20 protein-coding genes are annotated in these 16883 nt (G+C 72.9%); 10 read left to right on the top strand and 10 right to left on the bottom strand.

Going from position 1 to position 16883, the window contains the following annotated elements; translation table 11 throughout:
• Positions 1–91 precede the first annotated feature (91 nt).
• Positions 92–985 carry a LysR family transcriptional regulator gene (locus tag AMYTH_RS0142400; RefSeq protein ID WP_027935330.1) on the bottom strand — a complete coding sequence of 298 codons (894 nt, stop codon included), beginning with the start codon at positions 983–985 and terminating at the stop codon, positions 92–94.
• A 101-nt stretch (positions 986–1086) separates the two neighbouring features.
• On the opposite strand from AMYTH_RS0142400, the gene AMYTH_RS0142395 reads away from it, so the two are divergent.
• The 4 genes from AMYTH_RS0142395 to gudD are packed head-to-tail and all read left to right on the top strand — an operon-like array spanning position 1087 to position 6247.
• Positions 1087–2418: an MFS transporter gene (locus AMYTH_RS0142395; RefSeq protein ID WP_027935329.1), complete on the top strand. Its 1332-nt coding sequence runs from the start codon at positions 1087–1089 to the stop codon at positions 2416–2418.
• Positions 2415–3344, top strand: a complete 930-nt coding sequence (gene kdgD / locus AMYTH_RS0142390) for a 5-dehydro-4-deoxyglucarate dehydratase (protein WP_027935328.1) — start codon at positions 2415–2417, stop codon at positions 3342–3344. The genes AMYTH_RS0142395 and kdgD overlap by 4 nt, the downstream gene beginning before the upstream one ends.
• Positions 3344–4915 carry an aldehyde dehydrogenase (NADP(+)) gene (locus AMYTH_RS0142385; protein WP_027935327.1) on the top strand — a complete coding sequence of 524 codons (1572 nt, stop codon included), beginning with the start codon at positions 3344–3346 and terminating at the stop codon, positions 4913–4915. The genes kdgD and AMYTH_RS0142385 overlap by 1 nt, the downstream gene beginning before the upstream one ends.
• Positions 4916–4927: 12 nt before the next feature.
• Positions 4928–6247 carry a glucarate dehydratase gene (gene gudD / locus AMYTH_RS0142380; protein WP_027935326.1) on the top strand — a complete coding sequence of 440 codons (1320 nt, stop codon included), beginning with the start codon at positions 4928–4930 and terminating at the stop codon, positions 6245–6247.
• Positions 6248–6509: 262 nt separating this feature from the next.
• Here gudD and AMYTH_RS0142375 read toward each other — a convergent pair whose 3' ends face one another.
• Positions 6510–7376: an SMP-30/gluconolactonase/LRE family protein gene (locus tag AMYTH_RS0142375; protein WP_051362989.1), complete on the bottom strand. Its 867-nt coding sequence runs from the start codon at positions 7374–7376 to the stop codon at positions 6510–6512.
• Between the two features lie 60 nt (positions 7377–7436).
• A complete protein-coding gene (locus tag AMYTH_RS46760; protein WP_228685211.1) occupies positions 7437–8162 on the bottom strand; it encodes a helix-turn-helix transcriptional regulator in 726 nt (241 codons plus the stop codon).
• Between the two features lie 150 nt (positions 8163–8312).
• On the opposite strand from AMYTH_RS46760, the gene AMYTH_RS50770 reads away from it, so the two are divergent.
• The 3 genes from AMYTH_RS50770 (at position 8313) to AMYTH_RS0142360 (ending at position 9394) form a co-directional block, all read left to right on the top strand.
• Positions 8313–8681 (top strand): cupin domain-containing protein, encoded by a 369-nt coding sequence (locus AMYTH_RS50770; protein WP_228685209.1) that lies wholly within the window; start codon positions 8313–8315, stop codon positions 8679–8681.
• On the top strand, positions 8678–8833 hold the full coding sequence (locus tag AMYTH_RS50765) for a hypothetical protein (protein ID WP_228685207.1): 156 nt from the start codon (positions 8678–8680) through the stop codon (positions 8831–8833). The genes AMYTH_RS50770 and AMYTH_RS50765 overlap by 4 nt, the downstream gene beginning before the upstream one ends.
• A 105-nt stretch (positions 8834–8938) precedes the next feature.
• A complete protein-coding gene (locus tag AMYTH_RS0142360) occupies positions 8939–9394 on the top strand; it encodes a hypothetical protein (protein ID WP_027935323.1) in 456 nt (151 codons plus the stop codon).
• A gap of 3 nt (positions 9395–9397) precedes the next feature.
• On the opposite strand, the gene AMYTH_RS0142355 is transcribed toward AMYTH_RS0142360, so the two are convergent.
• A complete protein-coding gene (locus AMYTH_RS0142355; protein ID WP_026153251.1) occupies positions 9398–9775 on the bottom strand; it encodes a VOC family protein in 378 nt (125 codons plus the stop codon).
• Positions 9776–9888: 113 nt separating this feature from the next.
• Between AMYTH_RS0142355 and AMYTH_RS0142350 the strand changes: the two genes are divergently transcribed.
• Positions 9889–10668 carry an IclR family transcriptional regulator gene (locus AMYTH_RS0142350; protein ID WP_228685205.1) on the top strand — a complete coding sequence of 260 codons (780 nt, stop codon included), beginning with the start codon at positions 9889–9891 and terminating at the stop codon, positions 10666–10668.
• 34 nt (positions 10669–10702) lie between these two features.
• The gene (locus tag AMYTH_RS0142345; protein ID WP_027935321.1) at positions 10703–10927 is read left to right on the top strand and encodes a hypothetical protein; all 225 of its coding nucleotides are present in this window, start codon (positions 10703–10705) and stop codon (positions 10925–10927) included.
• 2 nt (positions 10928–10929) lie between these two features.
• Here AMYTH_RS0142345 and AMYTH_RS0142340 read toward each other — a convergent pair whose 3' ends face one another.
• From AMYTH_RS0142340 to AMYTH_RS0142315, 6 genes are all read right to left on the bottom strand, one after another.
• Complete coding sequence (locus AMYTH_RS0142340; protein WP_027935320.1) at positions 10930–11157, bottom strand: hypothetical protein; 228 nt, start codon at positions 11155–11157, stop codon at positions 10930–10932.
• 144 nt (positions 11158–11301) lie between these two features.
• Positions 11302–11460: a hypothetical protein gene (locus tag AMYTH_RS49375; protein ID WP_208722430.1), complete on the bottom strand. Its 159-nt coding sequence runs from the start codon at positions 11458–11460 to the stop codon at positions 11302–11304.
• A gap of 37 nt (positions 11461–11497) precedes the next feature.
• Complete coding sequence (locus AMYTH_RS0142330; RefSeq protein WP_027935319.1) at positions 11498–12298, bottom strand: alpha/beta fold hydrolase; 801 nt, start codon at positions 12296–12298, stop codon at positions 11498–11500.
• Between the two features lie 21 nt (positions 12299–12319).
• Positions 12320–13294 carry an RNA polymerase subunit sigma-70 gene (locus AMYTH_RS0142325; RefSeq protein WP_027935318.1) on the bottom strand — a complete coding sequence of 325 codons (975 nt, stop codon included), beginning with the start codon at positions 13292–13294 and terminating at the stop codon, positions 12320–12322.
• Entirely contained in the window at positions 13287–13697 is a 411-nt protein-coding gene (locus AMYTH_RS0142320; RefSeq protein WP_027935317.1) for a PPOX class F420-dependent oxidoreductase, read from the bottom strand. The genes AMYTH_RS0142325 and AMYTH_RS0142320 overlap by 8 nt, the downstream gene beginning before the upstream one ends.
• 39 nt (positions 13698–13736) lie before the next feature.
• Positions 13737–14903, bottom strand: a complete 1167-nt coding sequence (locus AMYTH_RS0142315; protein ID WP_027935316.1) for a helix-turn-helix domain-containing protein — start codon at positions 14901–14903, stop codon at positions 13737–13739.
• Between the two features lie 148 nt (positions 14904–15051).
• On the opposite strand from AMYTH_RS0142315, the gene AMYTH_RS0142310 reads away from it, so the two are divergent.
• On the top strand, positions 15052–16869 hold the full coding sequence (locus AMYTH_RS0142310; protein WP_027935315.1) for an NAD(P)/FAD-dependent oxidoreductase: 1818 nt from the start codon (positions 15052–15054) through the stop codon (positions 16867–16869).
• Positions 16870–16883: the final 14 nt, after the last annotated feature.

Here is a 16883-nt window from a genome sequence, read left to right as displayed (position 1 = left end):
CCTGCGTTGGAGCGTGTCAGGAGGTTAGGACGACTCGCCGATGCCCGTCCAAGACTGTTTGGACATGGCGCGATACCCGGAGGGCATCGGGTCAGGCGAGCTCCGCCGTGAGCGGTTCGAGCGCGGTGAGCACAGTGGACAGTGCCGGGTTCGCCGACTCGCGTGCCCACAGCAGGTGCAGCTCGACCGGCCGGTCCGGCAGCCCGTCGATCTCGGCCCAGGCCACGCCGTCGATCCGCATCCGGGTCGCCGACTCGGGCACGAACGCGATGCCCCGCCCCGCGGCGACCAGCCAGATCATCGTCTGGATCTGGCTGACCGCGTGGACCACGTTGCGGTGCGCGATCGGCACGAGACCGACGACGAGGTCGTAGAAGTAGCGCGCCTTGACCGGCGAGTGCATGATCAGCGGCTCGCTGGCGAGCTCGGCCGCGGGGACCGGCCCCGCGCCCGCCAGCCGGTGCCCGGACGGCACGCACAGCACGAGCCGTTCGCGGTGCACCGGTCGCGAGGCGAAAGTGGCGGTGTCGAACGGCGGGCGCGCCAGCCCGAGGTCGATCTCGCCGTTGGCCAGCGCGGCGACCTGTTCCCCGGTGACCATTTCGGACAGTTCCACCCGCAGGTCCGGCAGCTGCCCGCCGATCGTGTTGAGCACCCGGCCGAGCACGCCGAAGGCCGACGCCCCCGTGAAGCCGATGCGGATCGAGCCCGCCTGCCCCGCGGCGATGCGCCGCGCCAAGTCCGGGGCGCGCCCGGCGAGCGCGAGCAGCCGCCGCGCGTCGACCAGGAACGCCTCCCCCGCCGCAGTGAGCCGCACGCCGCGGCTGTCCCGGTCCAGCAGCTGCGCGCCGACTGACCGCTCCAGCTTCTGGATCTGGCGGCTCAGCGGGGGCTGGGTCATCGAGAGGCGCTCGGCGGCGCGGCCGAAATGACGCTCCTCGGCGACGGCGACGAAGCCCTCGAGCTGGCCGAACGAGAACTCCATGTCGAAAAGGTATCACCGGATGCAAGAATGGTGTTGGACTGGTATCGCTCCGGGCACCTACCGTCGGGGAGCCGAACACCCCGTTCCCTGAGAGGTCACCGATGTCCTCCCTCCCCGCCGGCGGTCCGCTGGACACCGCGGTCGGCAAGGTCTTCCGCCGCGTGGTCCCGCTGTTCGTCGTGATGCTGATCTGCAACCAGCTCAACCGTTCGAACATCGGCTACGCCCAGGAGCACCTCGAAGCCGACGTCGGCATCGGTGCGGCCGCCTACGGCCTCGGCGCCGGCCTGTTCTTCATCGCCTACGCGATCTTCGAACTGCCCAGCAACATGCTGATGGAACGCTACGGGCCGAAGATCTGGCTGACCCGGATCATGGTCAGCTGGGGCCTGGTGTCCGCCGCGATGGCGTTCGTCCAGGGGCCGACGTCGTTCTACGTGCTGCGTTTCCTGCTCGGCGCCGCCGAAGCCGGGTTCTTCCCCGCGATCATCTACTTCTTCTCACGCTGGCTGCCCTCGTCGCACCGCGGCCGGGCGACCGCGTTGTTCGTGGCGGGCTCGTCGATCGCCGCCGCGTTGTCCGGTCCGCTGTCCGGGCCGCTGCTGTCGCTGCACGGCTTCCTCGGCGCGGCCGGGTGGCAGTGGCTGTTCGGGCTGGAGGGCCTGCTGTCGGTCGTGGTCGGCCTGATCGCCTACACGCGGCTGGACAGCCGGATCACCGACGCGAAGTGGCTGACCGGGCCGGAGCAGCACGCGCTGACCGCGGCCATCGAGCGGGAGGACGAGGCGCGCCGGTCCACCGCCACCGGCCGGGTGTCGCGCTGGCGCCTGCTGGTGCAGCCGCAGATCCTGGTCTTCTGCGTGATCTACTTCGCGATCCAGCTGTCCATCTACGCGAACACGTTCTGGCTGCCGAACATCGTCCGCCGCATCGAGGGCACGAACGACATCACCGTCGGACTGCTGTCGTCGCTGCCGTGGATCTGCGCGGTGGTCGCGATGTACGTGACCGGGCGCGCCTCGGACCGGCTGGGCCGCAGCAAGCCGCTGCTGGTCGGCGCGCTCGTCGTCGCCGCGGCGGGCACCTACCTCGCGGCGGTCGTCTCGCCGGTGCTCGCGCTGGTGTTCCTGTGCGTCGCGGCGATGGGCTTCAAGAGCGCCAGCCCGCTGTTCTGGACAATCCCGCAGGGCAGCGTGCACCCGCTGGCACTGGCGTCCGCGGTGGCGATCATCAACTCGCTCGGCAACCTCGGCGGGTTCGTCGCGCCCTACGGCTTCGGCCTGATCAAGGAGGCGACCGGCGAGGTGACCTGGGGCCTGTACGCCCTGGCCGCCGCGTGCCTGGCCGCCGCCGTCCTCGTGCTGTTCCTGCGCCGCGACCGGGTCGTGGCGCCCCCGGTAACCCTCCGAGACACCGTTGGAGACAAGTCATGACGTTCACCCCGACCGAGCTGGCTCGGCGGCTGGGCTCCGGCCTGCTGTCGTTCCCGGTCACGCACTTCGACCGCGAGCTGAACTTCGACGAGCCCGCCTACCGCGACAACATCGCCCGGCTGGGCAAGTACGAGGTGGCCGGACTGTTCGCGGCGGGCGGGACCGGGGAGTTCTTCTCGCTCACCCCGTCCGAAGTGGACCGTGTGGTGCGGGCCGCGGTGGCGAGCGCCCCGGAGGGCACGCCGATCGTCGCCCCGGCCGGGCAGAGCACCGCGGCGGCTGTCGAGTTCGCCCGTGCCGCCGAGCGGGCCGGCGCGGACGGCGTCCTGCTGTTCCCGCCCTACCTCACCGAGGCGCCCCAGGACGGCCTCGCCGCGCACGTGCGCGCGGTCTGCGCGGCCACCTCGCTCGGCGTGATCGTCTACAGCCGGGCCAACGCGAAGTACACCGCGGAGACCGTGGCCGGCCTGGCGGAGAGCTGCCCGAACCTGGTCGGCTACAAGGACGGCGTCGGCGACGTCGAGGCCATCACGAAGATCCACGCGCGGCTCGGCGACCGGCTCACCTACATCGGCGGGCTGCCCACCGCCGAGACGTTCGCGCTGCCCTACCTGGAGCTGGGGGTCACGACCTACTCGTCGGCGATCTTCAACTTCGTGCCCGAGTTCGCGCTCGCCTTCTACGCCGCGGTGCGCGCCGAGCGGCGCGACGAGGTGCGGCGCATGCTGAAGGAGTTCGTGCTCCCCTATGTGGAGATCCGCAACCGGAAGGCCGGGTACGCGGTGAGCATCGTCAAGGCCGGCATGACCGCCACCGGCCACCCGGCCGGGCCGGTCCGCCCGCCGCTGACCGACCTCACGCCGGACGAGCTGGCCGCGCTGACCACGCTGATCGCGCTGGTCGAGCCAATGGGGGCGGTGGCCTGATGCTGACCGGCGAGATGTTCATCGGCGCGGCACGGGTGACCGGCTCCGGCAAGGAGGTGTTCTCCCGCGACCCGCGCACCGGCGAGGAGCTGACGCCCGGTTACCGCTACGGCGGCACGGCGGAGGTCTCGCGGGCAGCGGCACTGGCCGAGGAGGCGTTCGACGTCTACCGCGCCACGGACTCGGCGACGCGGGCGGCGTTCCTGGAACGGATCGCGGACGAGATCACCGCGCTGGCCGAGCCGATCGTGGAGCGGGCGGTGCTGGAGACGGGTCTGCCGCAGGCGCGGCTGACCGGCGAGGTCGCCCGCACCACCGGCCAGCTGCGGCTGTTCGCCGCGACGCTGCGCGAGGGCAGCTGGCACGGCGCGCGCATCGACCCGGCCCAGCCGGACCGCGCTCCCCTGCCGCGCGCGGACATCCGGCAGCGGCGGGTGCCGCTCGGGCCGGTCGCGGTGTTCGGCGCGAGCAACTTCCCGCTGGCGTTCTCCGTCGCCGGTGGCGACACGGCCTCCGCGCTCGCCGCGGGCTGCCCGGTGGTGGTCAAGGCGCACGACGCGCACCTGGGCACGTCCGAGCTGGTCGCGTCCGCGGTGCGGGCGGCGGTGGTGGCGTGCGGGCTGCCGGAGGGCGTGTTCTCGCTGCTCGTCGGCGACGGGCCGGAGTTGGGCACGATGCTGGTGGCCGATCCGCGGATCCAGGCGGTCGGGTTCACCGGCTCGCGGGGCGCGGGGCTGGCGCTGGTTTCCGCGGCGGCTTCCCGGCCGCAGCCGATCCCGGTGTACGCCGAGATGAGCAGCGTGAACCCGGTGGTGCTGCTGCCGGGTGCGCTGGCCGCGCGGGGCGCGGAGCTGGGCACGGCGTTCGTCGGGTCGCTGACGCTGGGCGCGGGCCAGTTCTGCACCAATCCCGGTCTGGTGCTGGCGGTCGAGGGGCCCGGGCTGGACGAGTTCGTGTCCGCGGCGGCCGAGGCCGTGCGCGGCGACGCGGGCGGGACGATGCTGACGCTCGGCATCGCCGGTGCCTACGCCGGCGCCCGGGACCGGCTGGCCGGGCGGCCGGGTGTCGTCGAGCTGGCGCGCGGCGAGGCGGGTTCGTCGGCCGCCTGTGGTGGCGCGGCGCTGCTGACCGTCGACGGGTCGCGGTTCACCACCGAGCTGCAGGAGGAGGTGTTCGGCGCGACCTCGCTGGTGGTGCGGTGCGCCGACCAGGCCGAGCTGCTCGGCGTGGTGCGGGCACTGGCGGGGCAGCTGACCGCGACCGTGCACGCGGTGGAGTCCGACGAGCCGCTGGCCGCCGCTCTGCTGCCGGTGCTGGAGCGCAAGGCCGGACGGATCCTGTTCAACGGCTGGCCCACCGGTGTCGAGGTCGGGCACGCGATGGTGCACGGCGGGCCGTTCCCGGCGACCTCCGACTCCCGCACCACCTCGGTCGGTTCGCTCGCGATCGAGCGGTTCCTGCGCCCGGTGGCCTACCAGGACGTGCCGGCCGCGCTGCTGCCCCCGGTGCTGTGGGACGGCAACCCGGAAGGCGTGTGGCGCAGGATCGACGGCGAGCTCTCGCGCGACTAGGAAGGCTTCGAGATGACCGTTCCCGTGGTGACCGCGATGCGGGTGGTGCCCGTCGCGGGCCAGGACAGCATGCTGCTCAACCTCAGCGGCGCGCACGCGCCGTTCTTCACCCGGAACCTGGTGGTGCTCACCGATTCCGCGGGCCGCACCGGGATCGGCGAGGTGCCCGGCGGCGAGCGCATCCGGTCCACTTTGGAGGATTGCGTGCCGCTGGTCGTCGGCAGGCCGGTGAGCGGGCACCACGCGGTGCTGGGCGAGGTCCGGCGCCGGTTCGCCGACCGGGACGCCGGCGGCCGCGGCGCGCAGACGTTCGACCTGCGCGTGACGATCCACGCGGTGACGGCGCTGGAGGCCGCGCTGCTGGACCTGCTCGGGCAGCACCTGGAGGTGCCGGTGGCGGACCTGCTGGGCGAGGGGCGGCAGCGGGACCGGGTGCCGGTGCTGGGTTACCTGTTCTACGTGGGCGACCGGACGCGCACCGACCTGCCGTACCGCGGTGGTTCGGGTGACGGGTGGTTCCGGGTGCGGGACGAGGAGGCGCTGACGCCGGAGGCCGTGGTGCGGCTGGCGGAGGCGGCGCAGGCGCGGTACGGGTTCCGGGACTTCAAGCTCAAGGGCGGGGTGCTGCCCGCCGAGGAGGAGGCCGAGGCGGTGCGGGCGCTGGCGGCGCGGTTCCCGGAGGCGCGGATCACGCTGGACCCGAACGGCGGGTGGCTGCTGGCGGACGCGATCCGGGTCGGCCGGTCGCTGCAGGACGTGCTGTCCTACGCCGAGGACCCGTGCGGCGCGGAGGGCGGCTACTCGGGCCGGGAGACGATGGCGGAGTTCCGGCGCGCGACCGGCCTGCGCACCGCGACGAACATGATCGCCACGGACTGGCGGCAGCTGGGGCACGCGGTGCGGACGGACGCGGTGGACATCCCGCTGGCGGACCCGCACTTCTGGACGATGGCGGGCTCGGTGCGGGTGGCCCAGCTGTGCGACGCGTGGGGCCTGACGTGGGGCTCGCACTCGAACAACCACTTCGACGTGTCCCTGGCGATGTTCACCCACGTGGCGGCGGCCGCGCCGGGCGACATCACGGCGATCGACACGCACTGGATCTGGCAGGACGGGCAGCGCCTGACGAGGGACCCGCTGCGCATCAAGGACGGCGAGATCGAGGTGCCGCAGCGGCCGGGGCTCGGGGTGGAGCTGGACTGGGACCAGGTGGAGCAGGCGCACGAGCTGTACCGCCGCCACGGCCTGGGCACCCGCGACGACGCCGTGGCGATGCAGTACCTGGTGGAGGGCTGGACCTTCGACCCGAAGCGGCCCTGTCTGGACCGCTGATTCTGCGCCGCTTCCTCCCGGCGACCCGGCTCGACCACAGGTTGGACGCCACGGGCTGCCTCGGCCGGACCGGGACGCCCGGCCCCACCACGGGCGGCACCCCACCGGCCGCCCCGAGGCGACCCAGCCCGACCACCGCCCAGCTCCACCACGCGTGTCACGTCGTGGGGCTGCTCCGGGTCGGTCCGCGCCGCCGGCCCGGAGCAGCTCGTGCGGGGGCGACGGCCCCGTCTCGACCGTCGTCTCCGCGTCGGCGCCTCCGTCAGAAACCCTCCACGAACCGGCGCGGCGGGATGCCGCGCACACCCACCTCCGCGCGGTACAGCAGACCGCCGTCCCCGTCCTGGCGGGCGCTCGTCACGTACAGCACGTCCAGGTCCGGCCCGCCGAACACGGAGCTCGTCGGGCACGCCGCGGGCACGTCGACCGTCATCAGGCGCTCCCCGGACACCGGGTCCAGCCGCCACACCTGGCCGGCGCCCCAGATCGCCACCCACACCGCGCCTTCCGCGTCGACCGTCAGCCCGTCCGGCAGCCCCACCCGCGACGACACGTGCCGCAGCACCCGGCGGCCCGACACCTCGCCGGTGGCCGGGCGATAACGCCACGCCGAGATGTTCCCGGCCGCCGTGTCGACGTGGTACAGCACCTGCCCGTCCGGCGACCAGTCGAGGCCGTTGGACATCCCCAGCCCCCGCACCGCGACCGCCACACTGCGCCCCGCGACGCAGAACAGCGAGCCGATCCGCCGGTGGTCGTGCGTGGCCGAACCCGCCCAGCACCGGCCGCGCGGGTCGATAGCGGCGTCGTTCATGCGCGCGCCCGGCTCCAGCGGCAGCTCGACGACCGGCGACGTCCGGCCCGAGCGCGGGTCGAGCCACGCCAGGCCGCGTTCGGTGACCGCCAGCAGGTCGTCACCGGGGCCGAGCTCGACCGCGCTGACCCGGACGTCCAGCCCGACCGACACCCCCGACCCGGACGGCGTGACGTTGTGCAGCCGCAGACCGGGGATGTCGACCCAGTACAAGACACCCGCCGGATCCCACAGCGGCGACTCGCCGAGTTCGCTCGCCGCGGTGGTCACGCTCTCCGCCGGACACAGGACCGGGCTGCGCTCGGAACCGATCATGAGACCTCGACTCCAGTAGGTTTCACTAGTCGAACAGCATATCTCAATCTGCGGATTGCGCTAGCCCCTGAGGCGGGCCGCCGACTCTCCCCTGATCCGCACGCCGGCCTTGGCGAAGACGACCTTGAGGTGGTCCTGCACCGTGTGCGCCGAGATCCCGAGCGCCTCCGCGGTGTCCACAGTGGACGCTCCAGTGAGCACCTCGCGGCAGATCTCGCGTTCGCGCGGGGTGAGCCCGTAAGCCGCGAACAGCAGGTCCACCAGCGCGTCGCCGCTCGCGCGCTCCAGGGTCACCGCGGTTTCGTCGTCGTCGGAGACGAGCCGGGCGGCGCGCAGCAGGATCCACCCGCCGCGCGAACCGCGGACGCGGGCGCCGAACGTGCCGGACGGCGCGGCGCGGGCGCCGCTGACCACCGCCCGCACCATGACCGTGAACCGGCCGGGGGCGATGTCGTCGAGTTCGTCGCGCCATTCCCGCGCGGCGGCGGTGGCCGCGCGGACCTCGCCGTCCGCGGTGACCACGACGATCGCGGGCCGCTCCGGCCCGCCGCCCGCACGGGCGGCGACGCGGGTCGCGCAGGCCAGCGCGGGCGCGACGGCCGTGAGGAACTCGACCTCGCGATCGGTGAAGTCGGCCGTGCGGACCATTCCGGCGGCGCCCCAGCACACGCCGTCGACGCGGAAGACCAGGCGCAGCTCGTGGTGCAGTCCGAGCGGGCGCCACACGTCGTTGACGCGGCTGCTGCGCTCACGGTCGCGCCGGGGCAGCTCGGACAGCCGCGCCACCGGCGTCGGGCGCCGGGCGAGTTCGGCGAAGGTTCGCCCGCGGTGCTGGTGTGTGTTTTCATGCGGCCAGCCAACGACATCCCACCCACTCGGGCCATCCCGGGATTGTGGGATACCCGCGACCACCGCCGCGGGCGCATAGTGCCGGGCATGTGGGAGGGCCGGGCACACGGCGCCCGGCGTGACATTATCGCGCTCGCCGAGGCGGGCCTCGGCGTCGCGGACCTGCACGCGGCCGCCATCGAGGTGGTCGAGGGCCAGGAACTGCACTCGCCCGACGCGATCATCACCGTGAAGGCCGGGGCTGAGCACACCGGCGCCTACGAGCTGTTCGAGGTCGACGCGCCGCGCGGGCCCGCGGTGCCCCCGCACGGGACGCCGTGGCCGAAGGCGTACTACGTGCTGCACGGCCGGATGGCGGTCCTCGTCGACGGCGAGATCCACGACCTCGGCCGGGCGCGTCCATCACGGTGCCCGCCGGGGCGATGCACACGTTCACCGTGCACACGCCGTCGGTGAAGTTTCTGGCGTTCAGCCCGGGCGCGCAGATGGGTCGCTTCTTCCGGGACGTCGACCAGGCGGTGCCGGCGGGCACGCCGATGGCCGAGGCCGCGCCGCTGCTGACCGAGGTGCTGCACCGGCACGGCATCACGCTGCAGGACTGGCCATGACCCGCGACCCGGCGGCGTCCGACGGCCCGTGCTCCACCACGGCAGGGGCCGCGACCCGCCATCCCGGCACTGTCCGGCCACGCACGCACCACCAAAGAACGCACCATGTCCCGCCATCCGGCACTGTCCGACGGCCCGCGCCCCACCGCAGCACGCACCACGACCCGCCATCCGGCACTGTCCGACGGCCCGCGCCCCACCGCAGCACGCACCACGACCCGCCATCCGGCACTGTCCGACGGCCCGCGCTCCACCGCAGCACGCACCACGACCCGCCATCCGGCGCTCTCCGGCCGCGCTCCACCGCAGGACCGGCGAGGGGCCGCGGGGTGGCGCCCTCCGGCCGCGCGCGTCCCACCGCAGCACGGGCCATCGCACGGTTCCCGGCTGTGCGGCCGGGAAACGTTCAGCGGCAACCGCCGCACCGCGGCGGCACAGCACACACAGCGCGCGCGTCAACACCACCACCAGGACAACCACCACTACCGGCGCGGCGCCGAGAACGTCGTGGCTCAGGTGTTCGCGGAGGTGGCCGCCGCGCTGCTCGCCGTCGCGGGGTGATCGTCAGCCGTGGTGCACCGCCTCCACGTTGTGCCCGTCGGGGTCGCGTAGGAACACCGCGTAGTAACCCGGGTGGTACTCGGGCCACTCGCGGGGCGCGTGCAGCACCTCGACACCCGCCTCGACGGCCGCGGCGTGCACGGCGTCCACCGCGTCCCGGCCGGGCGCGCGGAAGGCCACGTGCAGCTCGCGGGTTTCCGCGCCGCCCGCGGAACTCAGCCAGAAGTCGGGGTTGCCGTCCGGCCCGGCCATCCCCACCACCACGCTGTCGCCCGCGGGAAAACGCATCGCCTCCCGCAACCCGATCGGCCCGAACACGCGCTGATACAGGGCGGCGGACGCCTCGACGTCGGCCACCTGAACTCCGAGATGATCCAGCATGCGCGAAGGCTAACCGGCACCACCGACAATTTCCGGCGCCACGTTCCGGACACCCTCGCTGGTCCACAGTAGACAGAGCGCGGAACCCGGAATAACCGTGGTAACGTTCCTCCATGGGGGAAAATTCACAAACATTGCAGTCCGTCTCGAACGCTTTGCGCCTGGTGCTGCTGCTCCGCGCCCAGGCGGACGTCGGGGTGACGGACGCGGCGCGGCACCTCGGCGTCGGCCCGTCCACGGCGCACCGCCTGCTGACCACCTTGCAGCAACACGGCTTCGCCGAACAGACCCACGGCGGCCGCCGCTACCGCATCGGCCCGTCGATGACCATGTCCAGCGAGACGCAGGCGGTCGAGCACTGCCTGGAGGTCGCGTACCCGCTCATGCAGCAGCTGCGCGACGAATCGCGGGAGACCGTGCACATCTCGGTGCTGGCCGGCGCGCGGGTCAAGTTCGTCGCCGCCGTCGAATCGCCGCTGCTGATGCGCGTCGCGAGCCGGGTCGGCCTGAGCATGCCGGCGCACGTGTCCGCCGCGGGCAAGGTGCTGCTCGCCGAACTCACCGACGACGAGCTGGCCGAGCTGTACCCGGACGAGGAACTGACCGGCGCCACCGACGCCGGCCTGCACACCCGCACCGCACTCCGGCGGGAGCTGGCGCGCGTGCGGGCCGAGGGCTTCGGGCGCAACACCGGCGAGTCCGAGGAGGGCCTGGCCGCGCTCGCGGTGCCGATCCCGCGCGCCGCCGGCCGCGTGCTGTGCAGCCTCGCGCTCACCGGTCCCCTGTTCCGGTTCAACCCCGATCCGGCCGCCGGCGTTTCGCCGCGTGAGCTGGAGCTGACGACGATGCTGCGGCACTCCGCGGCGCAGATCGCGAAGCAGCTCGTCTACTGAGGGCACAATGGGCGGGGACGAGAGAGGGGGCGCCATGCCCGACGAAACCACGCCCGAGGGCGACTACACCGAATCCGGCGTGCCGAGCTTCGACTTCGTGCGCGACCGCATCGAGAACCGCTACGCGACGGCCCTCGGCTCGACCGAACTGGCCGGGGAGACCCCGGAGGCGGCCTCGTTCGACGAGAAACTGGCCGACCGGGACCGCGCCGCACGCGACAAGCTGGAGGAGATCCGCCGCTCGATGCGCGGCGAGTGAGTTCAGGGCTTCTGCCAGACCGAGACGTGCTTGCGGCTCTCCCCGGTGAACGGCTCGCGCGCCCAGTCCGCCCACCGCTCCCGCAGGCGCATCCCCGCCAGCTCGGCCATCAGGTCGAGCTCCGACGGCCAGACGTAGCGGAACGGGATCGACCGGAACACGCCGCGGCCGCCGGTGACGTCGACGTAGTTGGAGCTCATCGCCTGCGTGGCCGGGTCTACCTCGATCATCGAAACCCCCGCCTGGCTGGAGGTGGCTGCGGAAGCACCGTTTGTTCCACCTGAGTAGTCAGGCCGGTGAGGGCGCGGCCCTCGAACTAGGCAACGGCACCGGCCGGATCGCGCTACCGCTCGCCGCGTGCCGGTGCACGGCATCTACGGCGCCGTGGTCACTCGCCTGCATGCGAGGCTGGGTGACGCGGCGAGCCCGGCCAGGAAACCGACCGTCGCGTCCACCGCGGCGGGCTCGAACTCCGGGCCCTCCGACTGGTCGTACTTCGCGGCGACGTCCTCGCCGAAGTAGCCGTCGTCCATGGGCGGACCGTAGCGCGGGACGCCGCGGCGGTGCCCGCTATTTTCCGCCGAGGAACTCGTCGAGCACCTTCGCCGTCGCCTCGGCGGGGATTCCGTGCCCGGCGCCGCCGGGGACCTCGGCGTACTTCGCCCGGGCGAGGTGCGCCGGCAGTGCCCGGGCGGCTTCGCGCAGGCCGGGCCAAGTCTCGCTGCCGCTGAGGACGAGGACGTCCAGGTCGAGAGCACGCATGGCCGCGGTGGGCAGGTTCGGCGCGGCGGTGAGCGTGGCGTCGTAGACCAGGCTCTGCGCGACGGCCTCCAGCTGCGGCCACATCGGGGAGCGCCGGATCTGCTCGACCGTCTCCGGCGGCAGCCCGATGCCCTCGATCTGCATCGTCGCGACCGCGTCACCGCGCCTGCCATCGCCGATCAGCGCGGCGAGCTTCCCCGAGAGATCCCGGGCCGAGCCGGCCAGACCGCCGAGCGCGAACGGCGGCTCGTAGAGCACGACGCGGGTGATCGCCGCCCCGGCGGCCGCGGCGTGCAGCGCGAGGATGCCACCCGAGGAGAAGCCGAACACCGCGGCCGGCCCGCCCTCGGCCGCGAGCACGGCATTCAGGTCCTCGACCTCGCGCTCGACCCGGTAGGTCGCGGCCTGGTGCGGCGGAATGGCGTCGCCGCTGTCCCCGCGCCCGCGCCGGTCGACGCACACGACGGTGTACCGGTCGCGCAGCACCTCCGCGACGGGCGCGCACGCCGTCCGGTCGTTGAAGGCGCCGCCGAGGAACACGACGAGCGGCCCGCTGCCGTCCCGCTCGTAGGCGATGGGCGTCCCGTCCGCCGAGGTCACCGTGTGCATGCCGTCCTCCTTCACCGGGTTTCAGTGTGCCGACGAACGGGCCCGCGGCGGGAGGACATCCGGGAAGCCGAACCGCCGCACCAGGGTCGGCTCGCCGAAGACGGTGATCTTCGCGATGCCCGTGGAGGTCACCGTGAGGACCGCGAGGCCGTACGCGCGGTGGGCGCCGTCGGTGAGGCGGTACGTCACCGCGGCCGGCTGGTCGTTCGCCGTCGTCGGCAGCATGCGCCACTCACCGGGCTCACCGATCACCGCGGGGCTCTCGAGGAACGGCAGGCAGGTGCGGCGGCCGGCGAACCACGTCGGCGAGCCGACCACCTCCAGCGCGGCGTCCTGGCGCAGCGCGCGTTCCAGCAGCGCGACATCCGACTTCTCGAACGCCGCCATGTACTGGTCCAGCAACGCGCGCGCCTCGGGCGCGGACGGCTCTGCCAGCTCTTCCGGCGCGGCCACCTCCGCCAGGCTCGCCCGCGCCCGTTGCAGCGCGCTCTTCACCGCCGCGACCGTCAGGCCGAGCATGCCGGCGACCTCGGCGGCCGGGAAGGCCAGGACGTCCCGCAGGATCAGCACCGCTCGCTGCCGTGGTGGCAGCACCTGCAGGCTCGCGATCAGCGCCAGCCGCACCCCCTCCCGCGATTCGGCCGCCGCCGCGGGGTCCACCGGGATCGGCTGGAGCCACGCCACTCCCGGCGCCTCGCCCGGCGGCGCGGCCGGGTCGTCCGACGGCGGCGCCAGCCCGGACGGCAGCACCCGCCGCCCGCGGCCCCGCAACGCTGTCAGGCACACGTTCGTCGCGATCCGGTACAGCCAGGTGCGCACCGACGCCCGCCCCTCGAACGCGCCGAACGACCGCCACGCGCGCAGGTACGTCTCCTGCACCAGGTCCTCGGCGTCGTCGAGCGAGCCGAGCATCCGGTAGCAGTGCGCCAGCAATTCGGCGCGGAACGGCTCCGCGAGCTGGGCGAAGCCGTCCTCGGTGGTTCCCACGTCAAGCACTCTGCCTCACCTCGGCCGGTGGGAAGAGGTTCACGTGCTCCGGGAAGATCCGCACGACCACGCGCTCGGCGCCCGGCTCCGGCGGCGGCTCCTGCCCGCCCATGTACAGCCGGTACATGACCACCGGCAGCTCCTTCCCCGGATCGGCGGTGATCTCCACGCGGCCGCGCACCTCCGCGTAGTGTCCGGTCACCCTGGACACCACGAGCAGGCTGAGCCGCGGATCGCGCTCCAGGTTGCGGGTCTTGCGGCGGCCGCGAAGCGTGCTGAACACGATCGTGCCGTCGTCCTCGCACTTGACGAAGACGACCGACGACTGGGGACGGCCGTCGGGGTTGCTGGTCGAGACGATCGCGAAGTGCGGTTCGCCGACGAGGCGGCGGACGGTTTCGGGCAGTGTCATACCGGTACCGACTCGCGGGCGGCCGGAAAGGAATCGGTCTCAGCGCACCGTCATGCGCACACCCTCGGCCAGCCGGTACGGGCGCGTGTCCACCAGCGCGCCCAGCAGCCGCCGCAGGCGCGAAACCTCCGCACGCACCGTGACGATGTGCTCGGCGTCGCCGTACAACGCGCGGCTGAGCGCCTCCGCCGACAGCCCGGCGGGTCCGGCGCGGTGCAGCAGCACGAGGATCTCCGCGTGGCGGCGGGTCACCTTGCGCCGCCAGCCGGTGTCGCCGCCCTGCAACGTCAGCAGCGGGGTGTGCGTGAGGTCGAGGTCGAGCGTCACCCGCCGGTCGGGTCCGGCCGGGCGGATCAGCCAGCCCTCGGCCAGCCGCTCGGGCAGGCACGCGCCGAGCCCGGGCACCGCGATCGGCTCGCCCGCGGACGGCGCCGCGATGCGGTCGCCCACCGACACCCCGGCGCCTGCCGCGACCCAGCCGTGGTCGTCGACCAACAGCGCGGGCCCGGTGGCCAGCAGCGGCTCGCCCACCTGGCGCAACCGGTCGAGCCGCCGCTGGTGCCAGCGCCAGATCTGCGCCTCGGCGAGCCTGCGGCCGGTTTCCACCAGCGCCCCGATGGCCGGGTGCAGCGTCAGCGCCGGGCCGCTCACGTCGATCACCCCGAGCAGGTCGCCGGTGCGCGGATCGTGCACCGGCGACGCCGTGCAGTACCACGGGTGCTGGTTCTGCTCGAAGTGCTCGCCCGCGAGCAGCTCGACCGGGGCGGCCTCGGCCAGCGCGGTGCCGATCGCGTTGGTGCCGACGCGCTCCTCGGTCCACTCCGCGCCCTCGAAGAACCCGAGGTCGTCGGCGTGGCGGCGGACGCGGGAAGTGCCCTCGCGCCACAGGATGACGCCGTCGGCGTCGGTGACGACCAGCAGCACGTGCGGCATCCCGCCGAGCACCTGCTTGAGGTCGCCGACCGCGTCCCGCAGCGGCGAGTTCTCCCGCCGCCTGGCCAGCTCGTCCTCGTTCAGCCAGTCACGGGTGTTGAGCCCGTCGGCCTTCAGCCCGAGCCCGATGACCCGTTCCCAGGACCGGGACACCACGTCACGCGGCCGCAGCGGCGGACGGCCGCCCGCGATCACGGCGTCGTGCATGCGGACCAGGTCGCGGGCGTAGGCGGGCAGGCTGCAGCCAGGCGGGACTGCGCCGGGCACGCTCACGGTCCACCTCCGCACCACTGCGTCGACGATCGAGCATAGGTGCCGCTCACGCGCTCGCCAAGGCGTGCAATTCGCTGCAACCGTTGCCGGTCACCCGTCCGGCGCGCTGTGATCGGTGTTACATCCCCAACGGCGAGGAGGAGTGGCGATGACACAGACGATCGACCGGGAGGCGCCGGCGCGGTCGCCGCAGGCGCGCGTCGACGCCTGGCTGGAGCGGTTCGAGGCCGCGCTGGCCGCCCGCGACGTCGAGGCGGCGGCGGGCATGTTCGCGGTCGACAGCTTCTGGCGCGACCTGGTGGCGTTCACCTGGAACATCAAGACCGTCGAAGGCCGCGAAGGCGTCGCCGACATGCTGTCCGCCTGCCTGGACGGCACGGATCCGTCCGGTTTCCGCACCACCGAGACCCCGACCGAGGCCGACGGGGTCGTCGAGGCGTGGCTGGAGTTCGAGACCGCCACCGGCCGCGGCAAGGGCCACCTCCGGCTGACCGACGAGGGCGCCTGGACGTTCCTGACCAGCCTGCGCGAGCTGAAGGGCTTCGAGGAACCGCAACGCGAACGCCGCCCGAAGGGTGTGCGGCACGGCGTCATCCGGGGACGCCGGGTGTGGGCCGAGGAACGCGAGCTGGAGAAGAAGGAGCTCGGGTACGAGCGCCAGCCCTACGTGGTGGTGATCGGCGGCGGGCAGGGCGGCATCGCGCTCGGCGCGCGGCTGCGGCAGCTCGGGGTGCCCGCGCTGGTCGTGGACCGCCACGAACGTCCCGGCGACCAGTGGCGCAAGCGCTACAAGAGCCTGTGCCTGCACGACCCGGTCTGGTACGACCACCTGCCCTACCTGCCGTTCCCGGAGAACTGGCCGGTGTTCGCGCCGAAGGACAAGATCGCGGACTGGCTGGAGATGTACACCCGCGTGATGGACGTGCCGTACTGGACGCGGTCGGAGGTGAAGTCGGCGTCCTACGACGAGGACACGGCACAGTGGACGGTCACCGTCGACCGTGCGGGTGAAACCGTGGTGCTGACGCCGAAACAGCTCGTGTTCGCGACCGGCATGTCGGGCAAGCCGAACATCCCGTCGTTCCCCGGGATGGATGTCTTCGAGGGCGACCAGCACCACTCTTCGCAGCACCCGGGCCCGGACGCCTACGCGGGCAAGAAGGCCGTGGTGATCGGCTCGAACAACTCCGCGCACGACATCTGCGCGGCGCTGTGGGAGCACGGCGCGGACGTCACGATGGTGCAGCGGTCCTCCACCCACGTGGTGAAGTCGGACTCGCTGATGGAGATCGGCCTCGGCGACCTGTACTCCGAGCGCGCGGTGGCGAACGGCATGACCACCGACAAGGCCGACATGGTGTTCGCGTCGCTGCCCTACCGGATCATGCACCAGTTCCAGATCCCGGTGTACCAGCAGATCAAGCAGCGCGACGCGGACTTCTACGACCGCCTGGAGAAGGCCGGATTCCTGCACGACTGGGGCGACGACGGGTCCGGCCTGTTCATGAAGTACCTGCGGCGCGGCTCCGGCTACTACATCGACGTCGGCGCCTCCGAGCTCGTCGCGAACGGCGACATCAAACTGGTACGCGGCCAGGTCGACCACCTGACGCGCAACGCCGTGGTGCTCGCCGACGGCACCGAGCTGGAGGCCGACCTGGTGGTGTACGCGACCGGGTACGGGTCGATGAACGGGTGGGTCGCCGACATCGCCGGGCAGGAGATGGCCGACCGGGTCGGCAAGTGCTGGGGCCTCGGCTCGGGGACGACGAAGGACCCCGGACCGTGGGAAGGCGAGCAGCGGAACATGTGGAAGCCGACCCAGCAGCCGGGGTTGTGGTTCCACGGCGGGAACCTGCACCAGTCCCGGCACTACTCGCTGTACCTGGCGCTGCAGCTGAAGGCCCGGTACGAGGGCATCCCGACGCCGGTGTACGGGCTGCAGGAGGTGCACCACCTGTCGTGAAGCTTCCGGGGCCC

Source organism: Amycolatopsis thermoflava N1165 (genome assembly GCF_000473265.1).
GTDB classification, from domain to species: Bacteria; Actinomycetota; Actinomycetes; order Mycobacteriales; family Pseudonocardiaceae; genus Amycolatopsis_E; species Amycolatopsis_E thermoflava.
Note: the sequence above shows the minus strand (reverse complement) of the source record. Positions and strands in the feature narration are given on the sequence as shown.

Coding starts and splice junctions, on each gene's coding strand:
- AMYTH_RS0142400 (WP_027935330.1), bottom strand. CDS start 985: ATGGAGTTCTCGTTCGGCCAGCTCGAGGGCTTCGTCGCCGTCGCCGAG.
- AMYTH_RS0142395 (WP_027935329.1), top strand. CDS start 1,087: ATGTCCTCCCTCCCCGCCGGCGGTCCGCTGGACACCGCGGTCGGCAAG.
- kdgD (WP_027935328.1), top strand. CDS start 2,415: ATGACGTTCACCCCGACCGAGCTGGCTCGGCGGCTGGGCTCCGGCCTG.
- AMYTH_RS0142385 (WP_027935327.1), top strand. CDS start 3,344: ATGCTGACCGGCGAGATGTTCATCGGCGCGGCACGGGTGACCGGCTCC.
- gudD (WP_027935326.1), top strand. CDS start 4,928: ATGACCGTTCCCGTGGTGACCGCGATGCGGGTGGTGCCCGTCGCGGGC.
- AMYTH_RS0142375 (WP_051362989.1), bottom strand. CDS start 7,376: ATGATCGGTTCCGAGCGCAGCCCGGTCCTGTGTCCGGCGGAGAGCGTG.
- AMYTH_RS50770 (WP_228685209.1), top strand. CDS start 8,313: ATGTGGGAGGGCCGGGCACACGGCGCCCGGCGTGACATTATCGCGCTC.
- AMYTH_RS0142360 (WP_027935323.1), top strand. CDS start 8,939: ATGTCCCGCCATCCGGCACTGTCCGACGGCCCGCGCCCCACCGCAGCA.
- AMYTH_RS0142355 (WP_026153251.1), bottom strand. CDS start 9,775: ATGCTGGATCATCTCGGAGTTCAGGTGGCCGACGTCGAGGCGTCCGCC.
- AMYTH_RS0142350 (WP_228685205.1), top strand. CDS start 9,889: ATGGGGGAAAATTCACAAACATTGCAGTCCGTCTCGAACGCTTTGCGC.
- AMYTH_RS0142345 (WP_027935321.1), top strand. CDS start 10,703: ATGCCCGACGAAACCACGCCCGAGGGCGACTACACCGAATCCGGCGTG.
- AMYTH_RS0142340 (WP_027935320.1), bottom strand. CDS start 11,157: ATGATCGAGGTAGACCCGGCCACGCAGGCGATGAGCTCCAACTACGTC.
- AMYTH_RS49375 (WP_208722430.1), bottom strand. CDS start 11,460: ATGGACGACGGCTACTTCGGCGAGGACGTCGCCGCGAAGTACGACCAG.
- AMYTH_RS0142330 (WP_027935319.1), bottom strand. CDS start 12,298: ATGCACACGGTGACCTCGGCGGACGGGACGCCCATCGCCTACGAGCGG.
- AMYTH_RS0142320 (WP_027935317.1), bottom strand. CDS start 13,697: ATGACACTGCCCGAAACCGTCCGCCGCCTCGTCGGCGAACCGCACTTC.
- AMYTH_RS0142310 (WP_027935315.1), top strand. CDS start 15,052: ATGACACAGACGATCGACCGGGAGGCGCCGGCGCGGTCGCCGCAGGCG.